The sequence below is a fragment of the Planosporangium flavigriseum genome (genome assembly GCF_011947225.1).
GTDB lineage: Bacteria > Actinomycetota > Actinomycetes > Mycobacteriales > Micromonosporaceae > Planosporangium > Planosporangium flavigriseum.
On the sequence record NZ_JAATVW010000002.1, the window covers coordinates 365,100 to 380,819 of the forward strand.

The window sequence follows — 15,720 nt, forward strand, 5'->3', positions numbered from 1 at the left end:
TCGTGCTCTCGGTCGATCAGCGATAACGGGTCGATCATGCTCCCCTACCGGGACCGAACGGCCTATGATCCCACTCACGCGACTGCACGCCACGCGAAACGTCACTACGCGGGTACGGCCGGCCGCGCCGCCGCCGACGCCATTGCCCGCAACTGCTCAGCGGGTAGGTGCTCGCGCAATTGTGGGAACTCCAAACGCTCCTCGTTGCGGGCGTGGGCGGTCACGGCGTCCCGCAGGTCCCCGATCGCGGCGGCAATGCCCTCCTCGCTGACGTCGGCGTCGATCAACGGGGTCAGCAGCTCGTTGATCTTGCGTTCCTCGTCGATCAGGTCGCGCACCACGTTGAACCCGCCGACGATCCGGTCGCGGGCCAGCGGGTGCACCAGCTCCCCCTCCGCACCCTCGTGTGCGCGGAGCAGGTCGACCAGTTCGGCCCATACCGACTGCCGGCGCTCGTCGGTCGCCACGTCGAACTCTCCGAACAGCGCCTCGATGCGCCGGTGCTGCTCCGTGAGTACGTCGATCAGATCGCGCTCACCGGAGATCGCCGGAGCGTTCTCCAGCCGCTCATTGACCTCGCGGACCTCGGGTACCTCCCGCATGGCGGCGGAGCCGACGGTGTCCGGGGCGAGCCGGGCGGCGAGCAGCCGGCGCAGGAACGCCCGGTTCTCCTCGAACCCGAGCGGCTCGGGCAGGCCGCTGCCGACGACCTCGTCGGCGTCGCGGTCTTCGAAGCGGCGCAGCAGATCCCGGGCCAGCTGCAGGCGCGCCAACTCCATGTCCAGGTACAGCTCCCACACCGCCCGTAGCCGTGGGTCGGTCTCCTGCTGCAGGAACGAGTAGTACAGGTAGCACTCGTTGTACTCGTGCAGCACGAGTTGCCGCCACGGGCTCGCGTTGGGGTCGACCAGCGCCTGGTGGCGGGTGAGCTGATCGCGCTCCTCCTGGCTGATCTCCCGGTAGGTCGGCCGGGTCGCTGGGTCGACGTAGTCGGGGGCGGCGCTGCGGTAGAACGCCCGCATCAACTGCTCCACCGACAGCAGCGTCAACGCGTTCAGGTCCGAGATGGGGGCCGTGGTCGGCTCACGGCGGCCCTCCCCTTCGACCGGGACCGCGCCGGGCTCGGGCCGCTCGGGAAGCACGTCGGTCAGCTCATCGGCGACCTGCTCGGCCCGGCGCCGCCGGAACAGCTCCAGTACATCGGCGTACCGGTACAGATGGTCGAAGTCCTCCAGCGCATCGGACTCGTAGACCTCGCGACGATGCGGGTCGGGCTCCCCGCGAGCCAGCCACGAGTCCAGTTCCACCGCGGCGAGCTCGTAGTCGAGCGCCCGGTCCACGACGCTGCCAGTCTCCGGAAGCAGCCGGTCGACGACCCGGTGTTGCTGCTCCGAGAGGGATCCGAGGTAGTCCATCTCCCGGCGGATATCCGAGTCGGCGTGGTTGCGGGCGATCTGGTACTCGAACTGGATCGCCTCGTTCTCGGCGCCGTTCACGGCGATGATCCGGCAGGTGGCGTACGGATCGGCGCTCTCCGTGTCGATCGGCGCGACGTCGAGTTCACGCCAGTCGCGCGTCTGGCGTTCCAACGGGATGCCGTTGTACTCGAGGGGATTGAACACGGCCTCTCCTGGCACTTGGTCGCGGTGAGCGGACGCCGACAGCGCACCGCCCAGGTCGGATCGGCCCCCTTCTACCCTTCGTCACTGGCCGAAACCTCCGCGCGCGACCTAATCAACGTCCGGGTTGCAGGTACAGGCCTCGCGTACAGGGTTGAACTGTGACATCGCGGGTAGGCCCGCCCGACATGAGCGCGCTGGCGGGTTCCGCCTGGCCGCCTGAGCAGCTGGTCTATCAGGTTGATCTGTCGACCGAGATGCTGCGGGCGGGGGTGCATGCCGTTGACGGCCGGGAGTGGGCGGACCCGACGACGAAGCGGCGCACCTGGTGGACGCGGCGGCGTGGCCTGGACGCCGGAATACCGCGGCAGCGGGTGGCGGACGTGCGTGCCGACGAGGTCGCGGCCTGGATGACCGGTGCCTACAGCCGGCCGCAGTACCCGGCGGTCGTCGTCGGGTCTCCGCACGTCGGCGCGCTGCACCTGGCCGCGGCCCTCGGGGCGCCGTGGCTGCCGGCCGGGTTTCGGCTGTCGGTGCGCTGCTCCCCCACCGAGGCGAGGCGACCGCAGCCGGCGCTGCGCCAGGGCCGGGTGATCGCCTCTCACCTTCTCGAGGCGGACCAAGACATCGCCGTATACCAACGCTGCGATCCGATCGGACAAGGCGCGACCGTCAGCGCCACTCTCGACTTCTATGTGAAGTGGACGGCCGTACCCGAGCACCTGCGCCGGTTCCTGGCCGAGCGGCTCGCTCCGGGCGGCACCGTCGTCCTGATCCGCGATTGCCGGGGGTGGCCCGCGACCCAGCCCGACGACGGGTACCGGTTCCAGGTCGGCACGGTAGGGGCCGGGCTGTCCTGGCCCGACTACTGCCGGCAACTGCGCCGGCTGAGCGACGAGAGCAGCGACGACTGGGCCGACGACGAGAGCTGGACCGTCCCCGCCCCGGACGGTGGCGACGTGGACGCCGAGCAGGGGATCCACCCCGGCCTCCTCGGTGACCTGCGCCGCTGGAGCGGCGACAACGCCAGACGCCTGCGCATCGTCGCGATCACCGACTCGGCCGCGCTCAGCGCGGCGGTCGCCGACGTGTACCGGTCCTGGCTGCGCGGCGCCGGCAAGACCGGCAACCGGCTCGTCATCGGCTGCGGCGCACTGTTGGATCCGTGGCACGTCGTACGGGCCGGGCTGGTCCCGTACTGGTTCCCCGGCCCGCTGCACAGCGACGTCGACGCGCTGGAGTACTGGCTGGCCGGCAGCGAGCCGTACCGCACGATCGACCTGCTGGTGGACCCGCCGGGACGGCTCTCACCGAAGGTCGTGCCGCGCGACCGGCTCTCCGCGCTGACCCGGTTCGCCTGCGAGCGCGGGGTCCTCGACCCGACCTGCCGGCGCAACTACCCGCTGGGCATGGTCGACCCGCGGCACATCACCCGCCTGCTCAGCGAGCAGCCCTACGACTCTCCGCCGCCCCAGCCGCTGTCCACGGCGGCGGCGATCGAGGGGCTGGACCGGCTCGCGCGCTACGGTCGGCTGCTCGTTACGTGAGGTGCCCTTGTTGGTCAGGAGGGTGCCCCTGTAGGCGTCTGCACGCTAAGAGGGTGCCCCTCCTGCCGAACAGGGGAAGATGACCGCATGCCGGATCTCCGCGCGCAGTGGCGCGCGCTCGTACCGGGCGCTGAAGCGCTCGCCGAGGACCTGATTACCCGCTGGTCGCAGCCGCACCGCCACTACCACACGACCGATCATCTGGCTGCGGTCCTCACTGTGGTCGACCGGTACGCCGACCTGGCCCCGGACGCCGACGCGGTCCGGCTGGCCGCGTGGTTCCACGACGCCGTGTACGACCCGCGGGCGCCGGACAACGAGGAGCGCAGCGCACAGCTTGCCGAGACCGGGCTGCCCGCTGCCGGCGTGCCGGCCGGGCGGGTCACGGAGACCGCCCGCCTGGTACGCCTGACCGCCGGTCACGCCGTGGCCGACGGCGACCGGACCGGCGCTCTTCTCGCCGACGCGGACCTGGCGATCCTCGCCGCCGGGCAACACGACTACGACCGGTACGCGGCCGCGGTGCGCCGGGAGTACGCGCACGTGCCCGAGGCGGCGTTCCGGGCCGGCCGCGCCGCCGTACTGGAGAGTCTTCTCGCACTTCCGGCGCTGTTCCGGATCGTGCCGCCGCGGGTGGAGTGGGAGGACCGGGCACGGGCCAACATCGAGCGCGAACTGAGCGCCCTGCGCCGCGCTTCCCCATGATCACGGGAACTTTGCCGTCTGGAGACGGAAAAGCTCCCGTGATCATGAAAGTCAGGTGGCGACCGTCCCGAGCGAGAATGCGTCGACTCGACCCCACCAGCCAGGTATGCCGGACAGCGCCAGGTGGCCACAGCGCAACGGCACGTGGCCGTCCACGCCCAGGCCGTCTCGCCGTGGCTCCAGCCCCATCATGCTGCGCAGCAGGAGCAGCGGCGTGCCGGACGCCCACGCCTGCGGCGAGCACGCCGCGGTGTACGCCACCGGTACGCCGGTGGCGGCGCGGTCGGTGCCGATCAACGCCTCCGGCAGCCGGTGCTGGAAGTACGGTGCGGCCTCCAGCATGACCTCGGCGAGCCGGGCGGCCTCGGTATGGCGGCCGTACCGGGTCAGCCCCATGGCGATCAAGGCGTTGTCGTGCGGCCAGACCGTGCCGTTGTGGTACTCCATCGGGTTGTACGCCCGTTGCCCGGCCGCGACCGTCCGCACGCCCCACCCGGAGAACAGGTTCTCACCCATCAGGTGCTCCACGACCTGGTCGACGTTCTCGTCCGGCACGATCCCACTCCAGAGCAGGTGGCCGATGTTCGAGGCCAGCGTGGGCACCGGCCGGCCGTGGCCGTCGCGCGCCAGCGCATAGAAGCCCTCGTCGGGCAGCCAGAACGTCTCGTGGAACCGCTTGCGCAGGGCGTCGGCGTCCCGCTCGAGCCGCTCGGCCAGCGTCATGTCCTCCCAGCACTCCCGGGCCAGCCGGGCCATCCGCCGGCGGGCGTCGTACGCGTACCCCTGGATCTCGCACGTGGCGTGGGGCAGCGGCGCGGGCGTGCCGTCGGGGTAGACGATCGAGTTCCAGGAGTCCTTCCAGCACTGGATGCGCAGGCCGGTCTCGGGGTTGCGGCTCAGGTACTCGATGAACCCGTCCCCGTCGAGGTCCCCGTACCGCTCCATCCAGGTCAGCGCCGCCCGGGCCGCGCCTTCCAGCGCCTGTACGGTCTCGCGGTCGCCGGTCCACCGCTCGTACTCGTCGAGCACGATCAGGAACAGCGGCGTCGCGTCCGCGGTGCCGTAGTACGGCGACTGGGGGCGCTCCCCGAAGTGGACCAGCTCGCCCTGGCGCAGTTCGTGCAGGATCTTTCCGGGCTCGGCGTCGCGGAAGTCGTCGAGCGCGGTGGCCTGCTGCGCGGCGAGCGCCCGCAGGGTCGTACGGCACATCTCGGGCACGAACGGCAGTGCCTGGTAGCTGGTGATCAGGCTGTCCCGGCCGAAGAGCGCCATGAACCACGGCAAGCCGGCGGCGGGCAGCGACGAATCGGGGACCGAGTCCGGGTAGAAGCGCAGCGCGGCCAGGTCGACCAGGCTGCGCTGGTACACGCGACGCAGGTCGTCCCAGCCGGTGTCCAGGCGCGGTGCGGCGTCGATCCACTCCTGCATCGCATAAGGCATGTTCGGCTCGGGGATCCGCTTCACCACCGGCCGTACGCGCTCCGTCGCCACCCCGACCTCGACCTCGGTACGCCAGGTCTGGCGGGGCTGGAGCGTGATGCGGAAGGTCGCCGACTCCTCGGTGAAGAACGCGTTGGCGGCCCGGACGACCGTCTCGCGCCGGAAGGCGCCGCGCTCGTAAACCATCGTGACGTCCCCGGGGCCGACCCGCCGGTAGGACCGGCCGGTCTTCTGCAGCCGGTCCTTGATCTCGAAGATGTCGGCAAAGTCGGCCGCGAACAGGATCGACAGTTCCAGCGTCAGCGGCGTGGTGCTGTGGCTGGTCAGCTCCAGTGTCTCCCGCATGCCGTCGCCTACGTGGCGGCGGCGCAGCAGCGAGACGGTGGGGTTGCGGTAAATCGTTCCAGTCGGTTCGACCAGGAAGAACACCGCCTCGTCGTACTCGACCTCCTCGCCGGAGAGCGCATCCAGCTGGTTTCCGTTCAGCCGTACCTGCCATCGGGAGAGGTGACGGACATCCCGGTAGAACAAACCGGTTGGCTCGTCGGGGTCGGGCGCGATGTCACCCCGCATATCGCTGACGACGAATGTGATTCCTTCAAGGATGCTGACCTGCGGAAGCTTCACCAAATCTCCAATTTTCGTCCACTTTGGTAAAAGGTGACGATTTAATCCGTCGGCGAATGGCCTCGGATGTTCGATTCGGCGCGGAAGGGGTAGTCGGCCGCTCGGCTCAGGGTCTCTACCTCGCCTCGGGTGCCGTACCCGACGAGTGATGACACAACCGGAAGGGGCCGGATAGTGATCCCGACTGAGGCCGACCATAGCGACCCTACTTCCCCACTGAGAATCGCGATGGTCGTTCCGCCGTGGTATGAACTGCCACCGAGCGGCTACGGAGGTATCGAACTGATCTGCGCCGCGCTCATCGACGCCCTGTGCGCCCGAGGTCACGACGTGACGATGTTCGGGGCGGGCCGCCGTACTGGCACTGCGGCACGATTCGTGAGCACTCTGCCAGAACCTCAGTACGAGCGGCTTGGCGAGGCGATGCCCGACGCGCTCCACGCCGCCCGCGTTACCGAGTTACTGGCCGATTCCCAGTTCGACGTCGTCCATGACCACTCACTGTCCGGACCGCTGACCGCAGGGCACCGGAGCGCACCGACGGTGGTGACGGTCCACGGGCCGGCCGATGGCGAACTGGGCGACTACTACGTCGCCCTCGGTGAGCACATCCACCCGGTCGCGATCTCGGACTCCCAACGGCGCCAACGTCCGGAGATCCGCTGGGCTGCCACGATTCACAACGCCATCGACCCGGCGCAGTTCGTCCCGGCACACCGCAGTCAAGGGCCGGTGCTGTGGCTCGCCCGCTTCTCCCCCGACAAGGGGCCCGACCTGGCCATCGAGGCGTGCCGGAAGGCCGACCTGCCGCTGGTTCTCGCGGGCAAGTGCAACGAGCTGAGCGAACAGCGCTATCTCGACGCGGTGATCCGCCCGCTGTTGGGCGATGACGTCACACTGATCGTCAACGGCGACCGAGCCACCACCAATCGAATGCTCACCGAGGCCCGCTGCCTTATCATGCCGATCCGCTGGCACGAGCCCTTCGGCATGGTGATGATCGAGGCGATGGCGTCGGGTACGCCCGTGGTGGCCCTCCGGCGCGGCTCGGTGCCGGAGATCGTGCGGCACGGGACCACCGGATGGATCTGCGACGAGCAGGCCGAACTGCCCGAGGCCCTGCACCGGGTGAGTGAACTGGACCCCGACGAGTGCGTGGCGCACGCGCGCTCGGCGTTCGGGGCGGCCCGGATGGCACGCCGCTACGAGCGCGTGTACCGGCAGGCCATCACGTACGCCCGCCGCCCACGCCGGGGAGTTCGCCGACCGACGGCGCTGGCGCCGACTCGGATCCTGTCGACGGTGGGCGAACGCCGGGGCGTGCTCGGCTGATCTCCGGGGCGTGCTCGGCTGAGCTCCAACCGGCACCATCCAGCAGTCAGGCGATCGGGGGCATCTTGCGCCGGCGCAGGCCAGCCGCGTAGAGCCGCGCGACGATCTCGCGGCTGGGTACGACGGTCGCCCCAGCCACACGGCCATCCGTGCCCGCTCCGCCGGCAGGTCGTAGTGGTCGCGCTCGAACGCCCGCCGCGGCGCCCCCAGCATCTCGGCGAACGCGTGGAGTTCGGCGAAGGAAGCGTCGCTGACCAGGTGCGACCACAGCCGGCCGCGAGCCGGCCAGCGCGGTGGGTCTACGTAGATCACATTTCCCCAATTCGCGATCTTGGACGCCGGCTTCAGCGTCCAAGATCGCAAAGCGTCACGTGGCAGCGTATCCCCGGGGGTCCGGGGCACCCAGGCGCGCGGCGTCGGCCGTCGCGTCGTCGGGCATCCGCTGCGACTCCCGCTCGGCGGCCACCCGGGCCAGGTAGTGGTCGACCTCGCGGCGCCGGGTCGCCTCGTCCCAGCCCAGCACCCGGCCCATGATCAGCGCGGCGTCCTCGGCGCTCTCGACGCCGCGGTGCACCGTGTCGATGGAGATGCGGGTGCGCCGGGTGAGCACGTCCTCCAGGTGCAGCGCCCCCTCGGCGAGGGCCGCGTACGCGATCTCGGCGGCGAGGTACTCCGGCGCCCCGACCAGCGACCGGGCCAGCGTCGGGTCCTCCGACATCAGGGTCAGCAACTGGTTGGACAGCGTCCCGTACCGCTCCAGCAGGTGCTCGACCACGCCGACCGACACCCCGTGCCGGCGCGCCACATCGGCCCGATTGGTCCACATCTGCTGGTAGCCGTCGGCGCCCAGCAGCGGTAGATCGAAGGTACGGGAGCCGGAGACCCGGCCACCGTCCCGGCGCAGGCCCCCCAGCCGCCGCGCGGCGTGGTCGACCACGTCGGCGGCCATCACCCGGTACGTCGTGTACTTGCCGCCGGCCACGAGCATCAGGCCGAGCATCGGCTCCACCACCGCGTGCTCGCGCGACAGCGACGAGGTCTGCTCGTCGCGGGTGTGCGGGCCGACGCGGTGCCGGGCCTCGGCGGAGAGCAGGGGACGCAGGCCGGCGTACACGCCTTCGATGTCGTCCGGGGTCAGCGGCCGGTCGAGCACCCTGTTGACCTGCTCCAACAGGTACGAGATGTCGTTGGCGGACGCGGCCGGATGGGCCCGGTCGAGCTTCCAGTCGGTGTCGGTCGTGCCAATGATCCAGTGGCCGCCCCACGGGATGACGAACAGCACCGACGACGCCGTCCGCAGGATCAGGCCGGACTCGCCGCTGATCGCCGAGCGCGGCACGACGAGGTGCACGCCCTTGCTGGCGCGTACCCGCAGGCCGGTGTGCTCGGCCGGCTGGCCGTCGCTCGACAGCAGTTCGGAGATGTCGTCGCTCCACACGCCGGTGGCCGCGACCACCGTGCGGGCCCGTACGTCGAACTCGTCACCGCTCTCCAGGTCGCGGACCCGTACGCCGGTCACCTCGCGGGCGTTGCGCAGGATGCCGACGGCGCGGGCGCTGGTAGCGACGGCCGCGCCCAGGCTGGCCGCGGTACGGGCCAGCGTGACCACGAAGCGCGCGTCGTCGACCTGGCCGTCGTAGTACTCGATCGCGCCGGTGACGGCGTCCTCGCGCAGGCTCGGGAAGAGCCGGCGGGCCGCGGTACGCGACAGGTGGCGGTGCATCGGCATGCCGCGGGCGGGCTGGCCCTGCAGGAGCCGGCTGGCGAGCCCCGAGACGCTGGCGAACGCGTCGTAGAGCGCGACGCCCGCGCCGTAGTACGCCCGGTGCCAGATCCGCTGCGGCAGCCCGGCCGGGCCGGCGGGCGCGGTCAGCGGCACGAGGAACGGGACCGGCCGGACGAGGTGCGGCGCGAGTCGAGTGGTGAGCAGACCCCGCTCCCGCAGCGCCTCGTGGACGAGTCCGAACTCGAACTGCTCCAGGTAGCGGAGGCCGCCGTGGATGAGTTTGGAGGATCGGCTGGACGTACCGGAGGCGAGGTCGCGCGCTTCGATCAGCGCGACCGACAGCCCGCGGGACGCGGCGTCGAGGGCGGCGCCGGCACCGGTGACCCCGCCACCGATGACGAGCACATCGAAGTGCTCCGCCTTGAGTCTGGCCAGGTCGGCGGCGCGCCGCTCGGACGAGAGCTGTCCGGCGCCGAAGCGGGACGCCTGAGGATCTCTGCGCACGTACTCCACCGTAACTCTCAGACTGCCTGGGTTACCCCGCAGTAGTGTCAAAACTCATGTTCTGCACTCGTAACGACCGACGAATCGCTAAGGGTCTTTGACCGAAACAGCGAACAACGGGTGCGGCTCGTTTTCGGACTCAGCGGAACGTGTCGATCTCTACATCGACGACCATACGCAAGGGTTGTCGCCGGCCCCAAACAATGGTCGGAATAAGAAGCGGCGCGGCAAAGCGCTTCTTTACCAATTCCAGGTTTAAACCCTGCTTACTCCCAGGATGTCGCGCGGCGCCGCTGGGCGAAGCCCCAGCGTCGTACCGTTCAGACATGTCCGCACCGGAGCCGCCACCGACCGCGACCTGGCCGCCGCAGCAGCCGCCACCCCCGCCCAACCGGCCGACCGACGGTTGGCGCGGTCCGGTCACTGTGCTGCTCGCGGTGCTCGGCGGCCTCTGGATCGCCACCGTCATGGCCGCCGGCCAGGTCCTCGCGTGGGGGATCGAACAGGCCTTCGCCGTGACGTCCGGACGCGAGCTGCCGCGCTGGGGCTGGCTGGTCAGCACGCTCCTGTCCGGGTTGCTCGCCGGCGTACCCGCGCTGCTACTCGCCGTCGTGCCCCGGATGCCGGCCGTACGGGCGGCCGGTCGCCTGTGGACCCGGGCGGTTGTGGCGGCCGTCGTGCTGGGCGTCGTGCGCGCCGGTGTTCCGATCTCCCGGCACGAGCTCTACCTGCTGCTGCTCGCGGTCGGCGGGGCTGTGGTGGCTGCCCTGCTGCGCCTGGTCCAGCGTCGGGGACGCCGTCGGGAACCCCGCCCCGAAAGCGATTTCCGGGCGGATCTGCTCGGGCTCGCCGCCGGTCTCGCCGCGCTGCTGCCGTGGCTGGCGCTGGGCGCGCTCGGCGGGGTTCCCGAGACGGTGCTCGCCCTCGCGGCGGCGGCCGCGATCGGGTTCCTCGCGGCGAGCGTGATCGACGCCCTCCTGCCGCGCCACGGTTCCCCCTGGTTCCAGGTGGGCGTCGGCGGCCCCATCGCGGCCGTGGCGCTGACCGCGATCGCGGCGACCACGGGCGCTTCCGGCATCGCCCTCGCCGAACTGTTCGTACTGCCGCCGCTCGGCTTCGCCGCCGCCAGCCTGTACCGCGCCTCGGGGTCCGCCCGGCCCGTCGGCTGGCTGGTCGCGGCAGCGGCGGTGGGCCCGCTCGCCCTCGCCGACCCGCAGGAGACCACCATCGTGCTCGGCGTTGCGGACGCCCCGCGGTGGATCCTGGCCGCCGCGGTCGGGTCGCTCGCCGTCGGGCTACTCGTCGACCTCGGGTACGCGCTGAGCCTCGGCCGCGGCGTCGTACCGCGCCGGTGGCTCGCGGCCGCGGTCGCCGGCGTCGTCGCGGTCGCCGGCGTCGCCGTCTACCTCGGTACCGGCCAGCCCGGCACGTACGGTGACCGCCTCTTCGTCGTCCTGAAGCAGCAGGCCGACCTGTCCGGATTGGACGTGATCGGCAACCGCGACGCCCGACTTCGGGAGACCTATCACCGGCTGGTGGCCAACGCGAACTCCACCCAGGCGGCGCTCCGCCGTGACCTGAGCGGGCTGCACATCGGCTACACGCCGTACTACCTCGTCAACGCCCTCGAGGTGGACGGCGGCGAGCCCGTACGCGCCTGGCTGAGCACCCGGGCGGAGGTCGCGCAGATCCTCGACAGCCCGCGCGTACGCCCGATCCCGGAGCCGGCCCCGGTCATGCGCGGCAGCCAGCCCGCACCCGCCGGCCCGCAGTGGAACCTGTCGATGATCGGCGCCGACCGGGTGTGGCGGGAGCTGGGCGTGACCGGCGCCGGAATCCTCGTCGGCACCTCGGACTCCGGCGTCGACGGCGCCCACCCCGCCCTGGCCGACCGGTTCCGCGGCGGCGCCGACTCCTGGTACGACCCGTGGTCGCACACCCGCGCCCCGGTCGACCACGGCGGCCACGGCACGCACACGCTCGGCACCGCGGTCGGCGGGCAGAACGTCGGGGTCGCACCCGGGGCGCACTGGGTCGGCTGCGTCAACCTCGAACGCAACCTGGGCAGCCCGGCCCGGTACCTCGACTGCCTGCAGTTCATGCTCGCGCCGTTCCCGTACGGCGCGGATCCGCTGCGCGACGGCCGGCCCGAGCGGGCGCCCCACGTCCTGACCAACTCGTGGGGCTGCACCCGGCTGGAAGGCTGCGACCTGCGGTCGCTGCGGCCGGCGATCGAGGGGCTGACGGCCGCGGGCATCTTCGTGGTCGCCGCCGCCGGCAACACCGGTCCGGCGTGCCGGTCCGTGGTCGACCCGCCGGCGCCCTATCCGGAGACGATGACCGTCGGCGCGGTCAACCGCTCCGACCGGCTCGCCGACTTCTCCAGCCGCGGCCCCACGCCCGACGGCCGAACAAAGCCGGACATCGTGGCTCCGGGCGTCGACATCCTGTCCGCGCTACCCGGCGGTAGCTACGGCACGGAGAGCGGCACGTCCATGGCGACCCCGCACGTGGCCGGCGTGGTGGCGCTGCTGTGGTCGGCCAACCCGCGGCTGATCGGCGACATCCCGCGTACGCGGGACATCCTGCGTACGACCACGCGGCCGGCATCGGCGCCAGCGGAGAACTGCGGCAACCCGGCGGACCTGGTCGGCACCGGGCTGGTCGACGCGTACCGGGCGACCCGGGTGGCTGCGGAAATCCGCTAGTCCTGCTCCTGGTCCAGCTGCTCGATCGTGGCGTCCGACGGCCCGCACTGCTGGCGGATCCGCGCGGCCACCGACTCGGTCTCGCGCATGACCCGCAGGATGTTGTTCCAGGTGAGCTTGCTGAGCTCGGCTTCGGACCAGCCGCGGTTGGACAGCTCATCGAGCAGCGTCGGGTAGCCCGACACGTCGGTCAGCCCGTCCGGCGGGCTCGAACAGCCGTCGAAGTCGCTTCCCAGCCCGACGTTGTCCACCCCTGCGACCTCCCGTACACGCTCAATGTGGTCAGCGACGTCCGCCACCGTGCACGGCGGCCGCGGGTTGTCCCGTAGCCAGTCCGCGCGCGCGGCGTACCAGGCCGGGCTGCCGTCCGGGTACGCCTCCGCCAGGCGCTCCACCGCGTCGCCCATCTCGGCCATCCACGCCCGGCCCTCCTCGGTGAGGAAGCCCGGCACGAAGGTCACCATCACGACGCCACCGGTGTCGCGTACCCGGGTGAGCACGTCGTCTGGCACGTTACGCGGGTGATCGCACAGCGCCCGGGCCGACGAGTGCGAGAAGAAGGCCGGCGCCCGGGACGTGTCCAGCGCGGCGTGCATGGTGCTCGGGGCCACGTGCGACAGGTCGACGAGCATGCCGAGGCGATTCATCTCGCGTACGACCTCGTGGCCGAAGGGTGACAAGCCGCCGACTTTCGCCTCGTCGGTGGCGCTGTCGGCCCACGGCGTGTTCCGCACGTGGGTGAGCGTCAGGTACCGGACCCCCAGCTCGTACAGCATCCTCAGCGTGCCGAGGGAACAGTTGATCGAGTGGCCGCCCTCCGCGCCCAGCAGCGAGGCCACGCGCCCCTCGGCGCGAGCCCGCTCGACCTCGTCGGCAGTGGTCGCCAGCGCGAGCTCCGCGGGGTAGCGCGTCACGAGCCGCCGTACGGCGTCGACCTGTTCGAGGGTCGCGGACACCGCGGCCTGGCCATCCGGCTCGCAGGGGGCATAGACCGACCAGAACTGGGCGCCGACGCGGCCCGCGCGCAGGCGGGGCAGGTCGGTGTGTAGCCCGCAGGCCGATTGATCAACGGCGATGTCGAGCGCGTCGAAGTCGTAGCGCACCCGGCGGCGTAACTCCCAGGCCAGGTCGTTGTGCCCGTCAAAGATCGGCTCGCTCATCGTGGGAGATACGTTACCGGGCCTTTGGGTAATACGCCCACATGACCGAACCGCGTGACCCCAGCCCGTACCGGGCGACTGGCGAGTCGGGCGTCGCCGGCAGTCGCCATGCCGGCGAGCCGAGTGGCTCCAGCGTGCCGGATGTCCACGTCCCGGAGCAGCCGGCACCGTCCGACCCGACCACGACCACCCTGACCGAGATGGTGACGGACACCGGTGAGTCGAGGCCGCCGACCGAGGTGGAGCCGGTGACCAACAGCGGACTCACCGACCCGTACAGCCCGACCGGCACCGCCCCCAGCTCCCGCGGCTCCGCCGGCTCCTCATGATCGGTGAGCGCCGGGGCAAGCGACGAGGGGGTGGCCCGGACGGGCCACCCCCTCGCGAGGATTCAGACTTCTTTAGAAGTCCATCTCGCCGCCGCCGGGCGCACCCGCCGCGGCCTTCTCCTTCTCGGGCTTGTCCGCGACCACAGCCTCAGTGGTCAGGAACAGAGCCGCGATCGACGCCGCGTTCTGCAGCGCGGAGCGCGTCACCTTGGCCGGGTCGATGATGCCCGCGGCCAGCATGTCGACGTACTCGCCGGTCGCCGCGTCGAGACCGTGCCCAACCGGCAGGTTGCGCACCTTGTCGACCACGACGCCACCCTCGAGGCCGGCGTTGGCAGCGATCTGGCGCAGCGGAGCGTCCAACGCGATGCGGACGATCTGGGCACCGGTCGCCTCGTCGGCGTTCAGGTCCAGCTTGTCGAACGCGGACTTGCCGGCCTGCACCAGCGCGACGCCACCACCGGGGACGATGCCCTCCTCGACGGCCGCCTTCGCGTTGCGAACGGCGTCCTCGATGCGGTGCTTGCGCTCCTTGAGCTCGACCTCGGTCGCCGCGCCGACCTTGATCACCGCAACACCGCCGGCCAGCTTGGCCAGACGCTCCTGCAGCTTCTCCCGGTCGTAGTCGGAGTCGCTCTTCTCGATCTCGGCCCGGATCTGGTTGACCCGGCCCTGGATCTGGTCGGGGTCACCGGCGCCGTCGACGATCGTGGTCTCGTCCTTGGTGACGACGACCTTGCGGGCGCGGCCCAGCATGTCGAGCGTGGCGGTCTCGAGCTTGAGGCCGATCTCCTCGCTGATGACCTGACCGCCGGTCAGGACGGCGATGTCGCCCAGCATGGCCTTGCGGCGGTCGCCGAAGCCCGGCGCCTTGACGGCGACGGACTTGAAGGTGCCGCGCACCTTGTTGACGACCAGGGTGGCGAGCGCCTCGCCCTCGACGTCCTCGGCGATGATCGTCAGCGGCTTGCCCGACTGCATGACCTTCTCCAGCAGCGGGAGCAGATCCTTCACCGACGAGATCTTGCCGTTGTAAATCAGGATGTAGGGGTCGTCGAGGACGGTCTCCATCCGCTCCGGGTCGGTCCAGAAGTACGGAGAGATGTAGCCCTTGTCGAAGCGCATACCCTCGGTGAGCTCAAGCTCCAGGCCGAAGGTGTTGCTCTCCTCGACGGTGATGACGCCTTCCTTGCCGACCTTGTCCATCGCCTCGGCGATGATCTCACCGACGGTGGGGTCACCGGCGGAGATCGACGCGGTCGACGCGATCTGCTCCTTGGTCTCGACGTCCTTCGAGATCTTGGCCAGCTCTTCGGCCACGGCGGCGACGGCGGACTCGATCCCCCGCTTGAGGGCTATCGGGTTCGCGCCGGCCGCGACGTTGCGCAGGCCCTCGCGGACGAGCGCCTGAGCCAGGACGGTCGCCGTCGTCGTGCCGTCACCGGCCACGTCGTCGGTCTTCTTGGCGACCTCCTTGACCAGCTCGGCGCCGATCTTCTCGTAGGGGTCCTCGAGCTCGATCTCCTTGGCGATGCTCACACCGTCGTTGGTGATCGTGGGGGCGCCCCACTTCTTCTCGAGGACGACGTTGCGGCCCTTAGGGCCCAGCGTCACCTTCACGGCGTCGGCGAGGATGTTCATTCCCCGCTCGAGACCGCGGCGCGCCTCTTCCTCGAACGCAATTGTCTTGGCCATTCGGCGTTGTCCTCCTGGACACAGTCACGGCTCGCGCTGGTTTACAGCCACGCTCCGCTGCTCACGCACCTTCGGCGGTCCCTCCGCGGCACGGAAGGACCCTCGTAGGCCGGACCGGATAGCCCGCGACGACCGGTCCCCTGCCGCACCCGGCCCGCTCGGCGTCAACCGCCGGACGGCCCGGCCACGGCCGGTGACCCCACCGACCCCGACCTTTGGCACTCGATGGTTCCGAGTGCCAGTGACTTGTTTAGCACTCTCCACCCGAGAGTGCAAGCAAACGGTGGGTGGCCGTCCGACGCTCCGCACGCGTTCCAGCCCCCGACCA

11 protein-coding genes and 1 pseudogene are annotated in these 15,720 nt (G+C 70.8%); 5 read left to right on the plus strand and 7 right to left on the minus strand.

Translation table 11 applies throughout. The annotated features are described in order from the left end of the window. Positions 1–104 precede the first annotated feature (104 nt). On the minus strand, positions 105–1,622 hold the full coding sequence (locus HC028_RS28365) for a hemerythrin domain-containing protein (protein ID WP_168073146.1): 1,518 nt from the start codon (positions 1,620–1,622) through the stop codon (positions 105–107). A 158-nt stretch (positions 1,623–1,780) separates the two neighbouring features. Between HC028_RS28365 and HC028_RS04570 the strand changes: the two genes are divergently transcribed. Together HC028_RS04570 and HC028_RS04575 are read left to right on the plus strand one after the other, a co-directional pair. Next, the gene (locus HC028_RS04570) at positions 1,781–3,166 is read left to right on the plus strand and encodes a hypothetical protein (RefSeq protein ID WP_168073148.1); all 1,386 of its coding nucleotides are present in this window, start codon (positions 1,781–1,783) and stop codon (positions 3,164–3,166) included. 87 nt (positions 3,167–3,253) lie between these two features. Then, a complete protein-coding gene (locus HC028_RS04575; RefSeq protein WP_168073150.1) occupies positions 3,254–3,871 on the plus strand; it encodes an HD domain-containing protein in 618 nt (205 codons plus the stop codon). Positions 3,872–3,922: 51 nt separating this feature from the next. Here HC028_RS04575 and HC028_RS04580 read toward each other — a convergent pair whose 3' ends face one another. Beyond that, positions 3,923–5,938, minus strand: coding sequence for an amylo-alpha-1,6-glucosidase (locus HC028_RS04580; protein ID WP_275408242.1), 2,016 nt, complete (start codon positions 5,936–5,938; stop codon positions 3,923–3,925). 174 nt (positions 5,939–6,112) lie between these two features. Between HC028_RS04580 and HC028_RS04585 the strand changes: the two genes are divergently transcribed. Then, the gene (locus HC028_RS04585; RefSeq protein WP_373313899.1) at positions 6,113–7,270 is read left to right on the plus strand and encodes a glycosyltransferase family 4 protein; all 1,158 of its coding nucleotides are present in this window, start codon (positions 6,113–6,115) and stop codon (positions 7,268–7,270) included. 189 nt (positions 7,271–7,459) lie between these two features. Here HC028_RS04585 and HC028_RS28370 read toward each other — a convergent pair. The 3 genes and pseudogenes from HC028_RS28370 to HC028_RS04600 form a co-directional block, all read right to left on the minus strand. Further along, positions 7,460–7,672: pseudogene (locus HC028_RS28370) on the minus strand (DUF4031 domain-containing protein); the annotation flags it as partial. Further along, positions 7,638–9,500 carry a glycerol-3-phosphate dehydrogenase/oxidase gene (locus HC028_RS04595; RefSeq protein WP_168073156.1) on the minus strand — a complete coding sequence of 621 codons (1,863 nt, stop codon included), beginning with the start codon at positions 9,498–9,500 and terminating at the stop codon, positions 7,638–7,640. The pseudogene HC028_RS28370 and the gene HC028_RS04595, both read right to left, overlap by 35 nt. Positions 9,501–9,639: 139 nt before the next feature. After that, positions 9,640–9,828 (minus strand): hypothetical protein, encoded by a 189-nt coding sequence (locus HC028_RS04600; protein WP_168073158.1) that lies wholly within the window; start codon positions 9,826–9,828, stop codon positions 9,640–9,642. On the opposite strand from HC028_RS04600, the gene HC028_RS04605 reads away from it, so the two are divergent. Next, entirely contained in the window at positions 9,827–12,208 is a 2,382-nt protein-coding gene (locus HC028_RS04605) for a S8 family serine peptidase (RefSeq protein WP_203981303.1), read from the plus strand. The two genes, HC028_RS04600 and HC028_RS04605, sit on opposite strands and share 2 nt — an antisense overlap. Here HC028_RS04605 and HC028_RS04610 read toward each other — a convergent pair. Further along, positions 12,205–13,368 carry a dipeptidase gene (locus HC028_RS04610; protein ID WP_168073160.1) on the minus strand — a complete coding sequence of 388 codons (1,164 nt, stop codon included), beginning with the start codon at positions 13,366–13,368 and terminating at the stop codon, positions 12,205–12,207. The genes HC028_RS04605 and HC028_RS04610 overlap by 4 nt on opposite strands. A gap of 41 nt (positions 13,369–13,409) precedes the next feature. Here HC028_RS04610 and HC028_RS04615 point away from each other — a divergent pair, with 41 nt between their 5' ends. Continuing rightward, positions 13,410–13,697 carry a hypothetical protein gene (locus tag HC028_RS04615; RefSeq protein ID WP_168073162.1) on the plus strand — a complete coding sequence of 96 codons (288 nt, stop codon included), beginning with the start codon at positions 13,410–13,412 and terminating at the stop codon, positions 13,695–13,697. A 72-nt stretch (positions 13,698–13,769) separates the two neighbouring features. Here the strand turns inward: HC028_RS04615 and groL are convergent, their stop codons facing one another. Next, positions 13,770–15,392, minus strand: a complete 1,623-nt coding sequence (gene groL / locus HC028_RS04620; RefSeq protein WP_168073164.1) for a chaperonin GroEL — start codon at positions 15,390–15,392, stop codon at positions 13,770–13,772. Positions 15,393–15,720 lie beyond the last annotated feature (328 nt).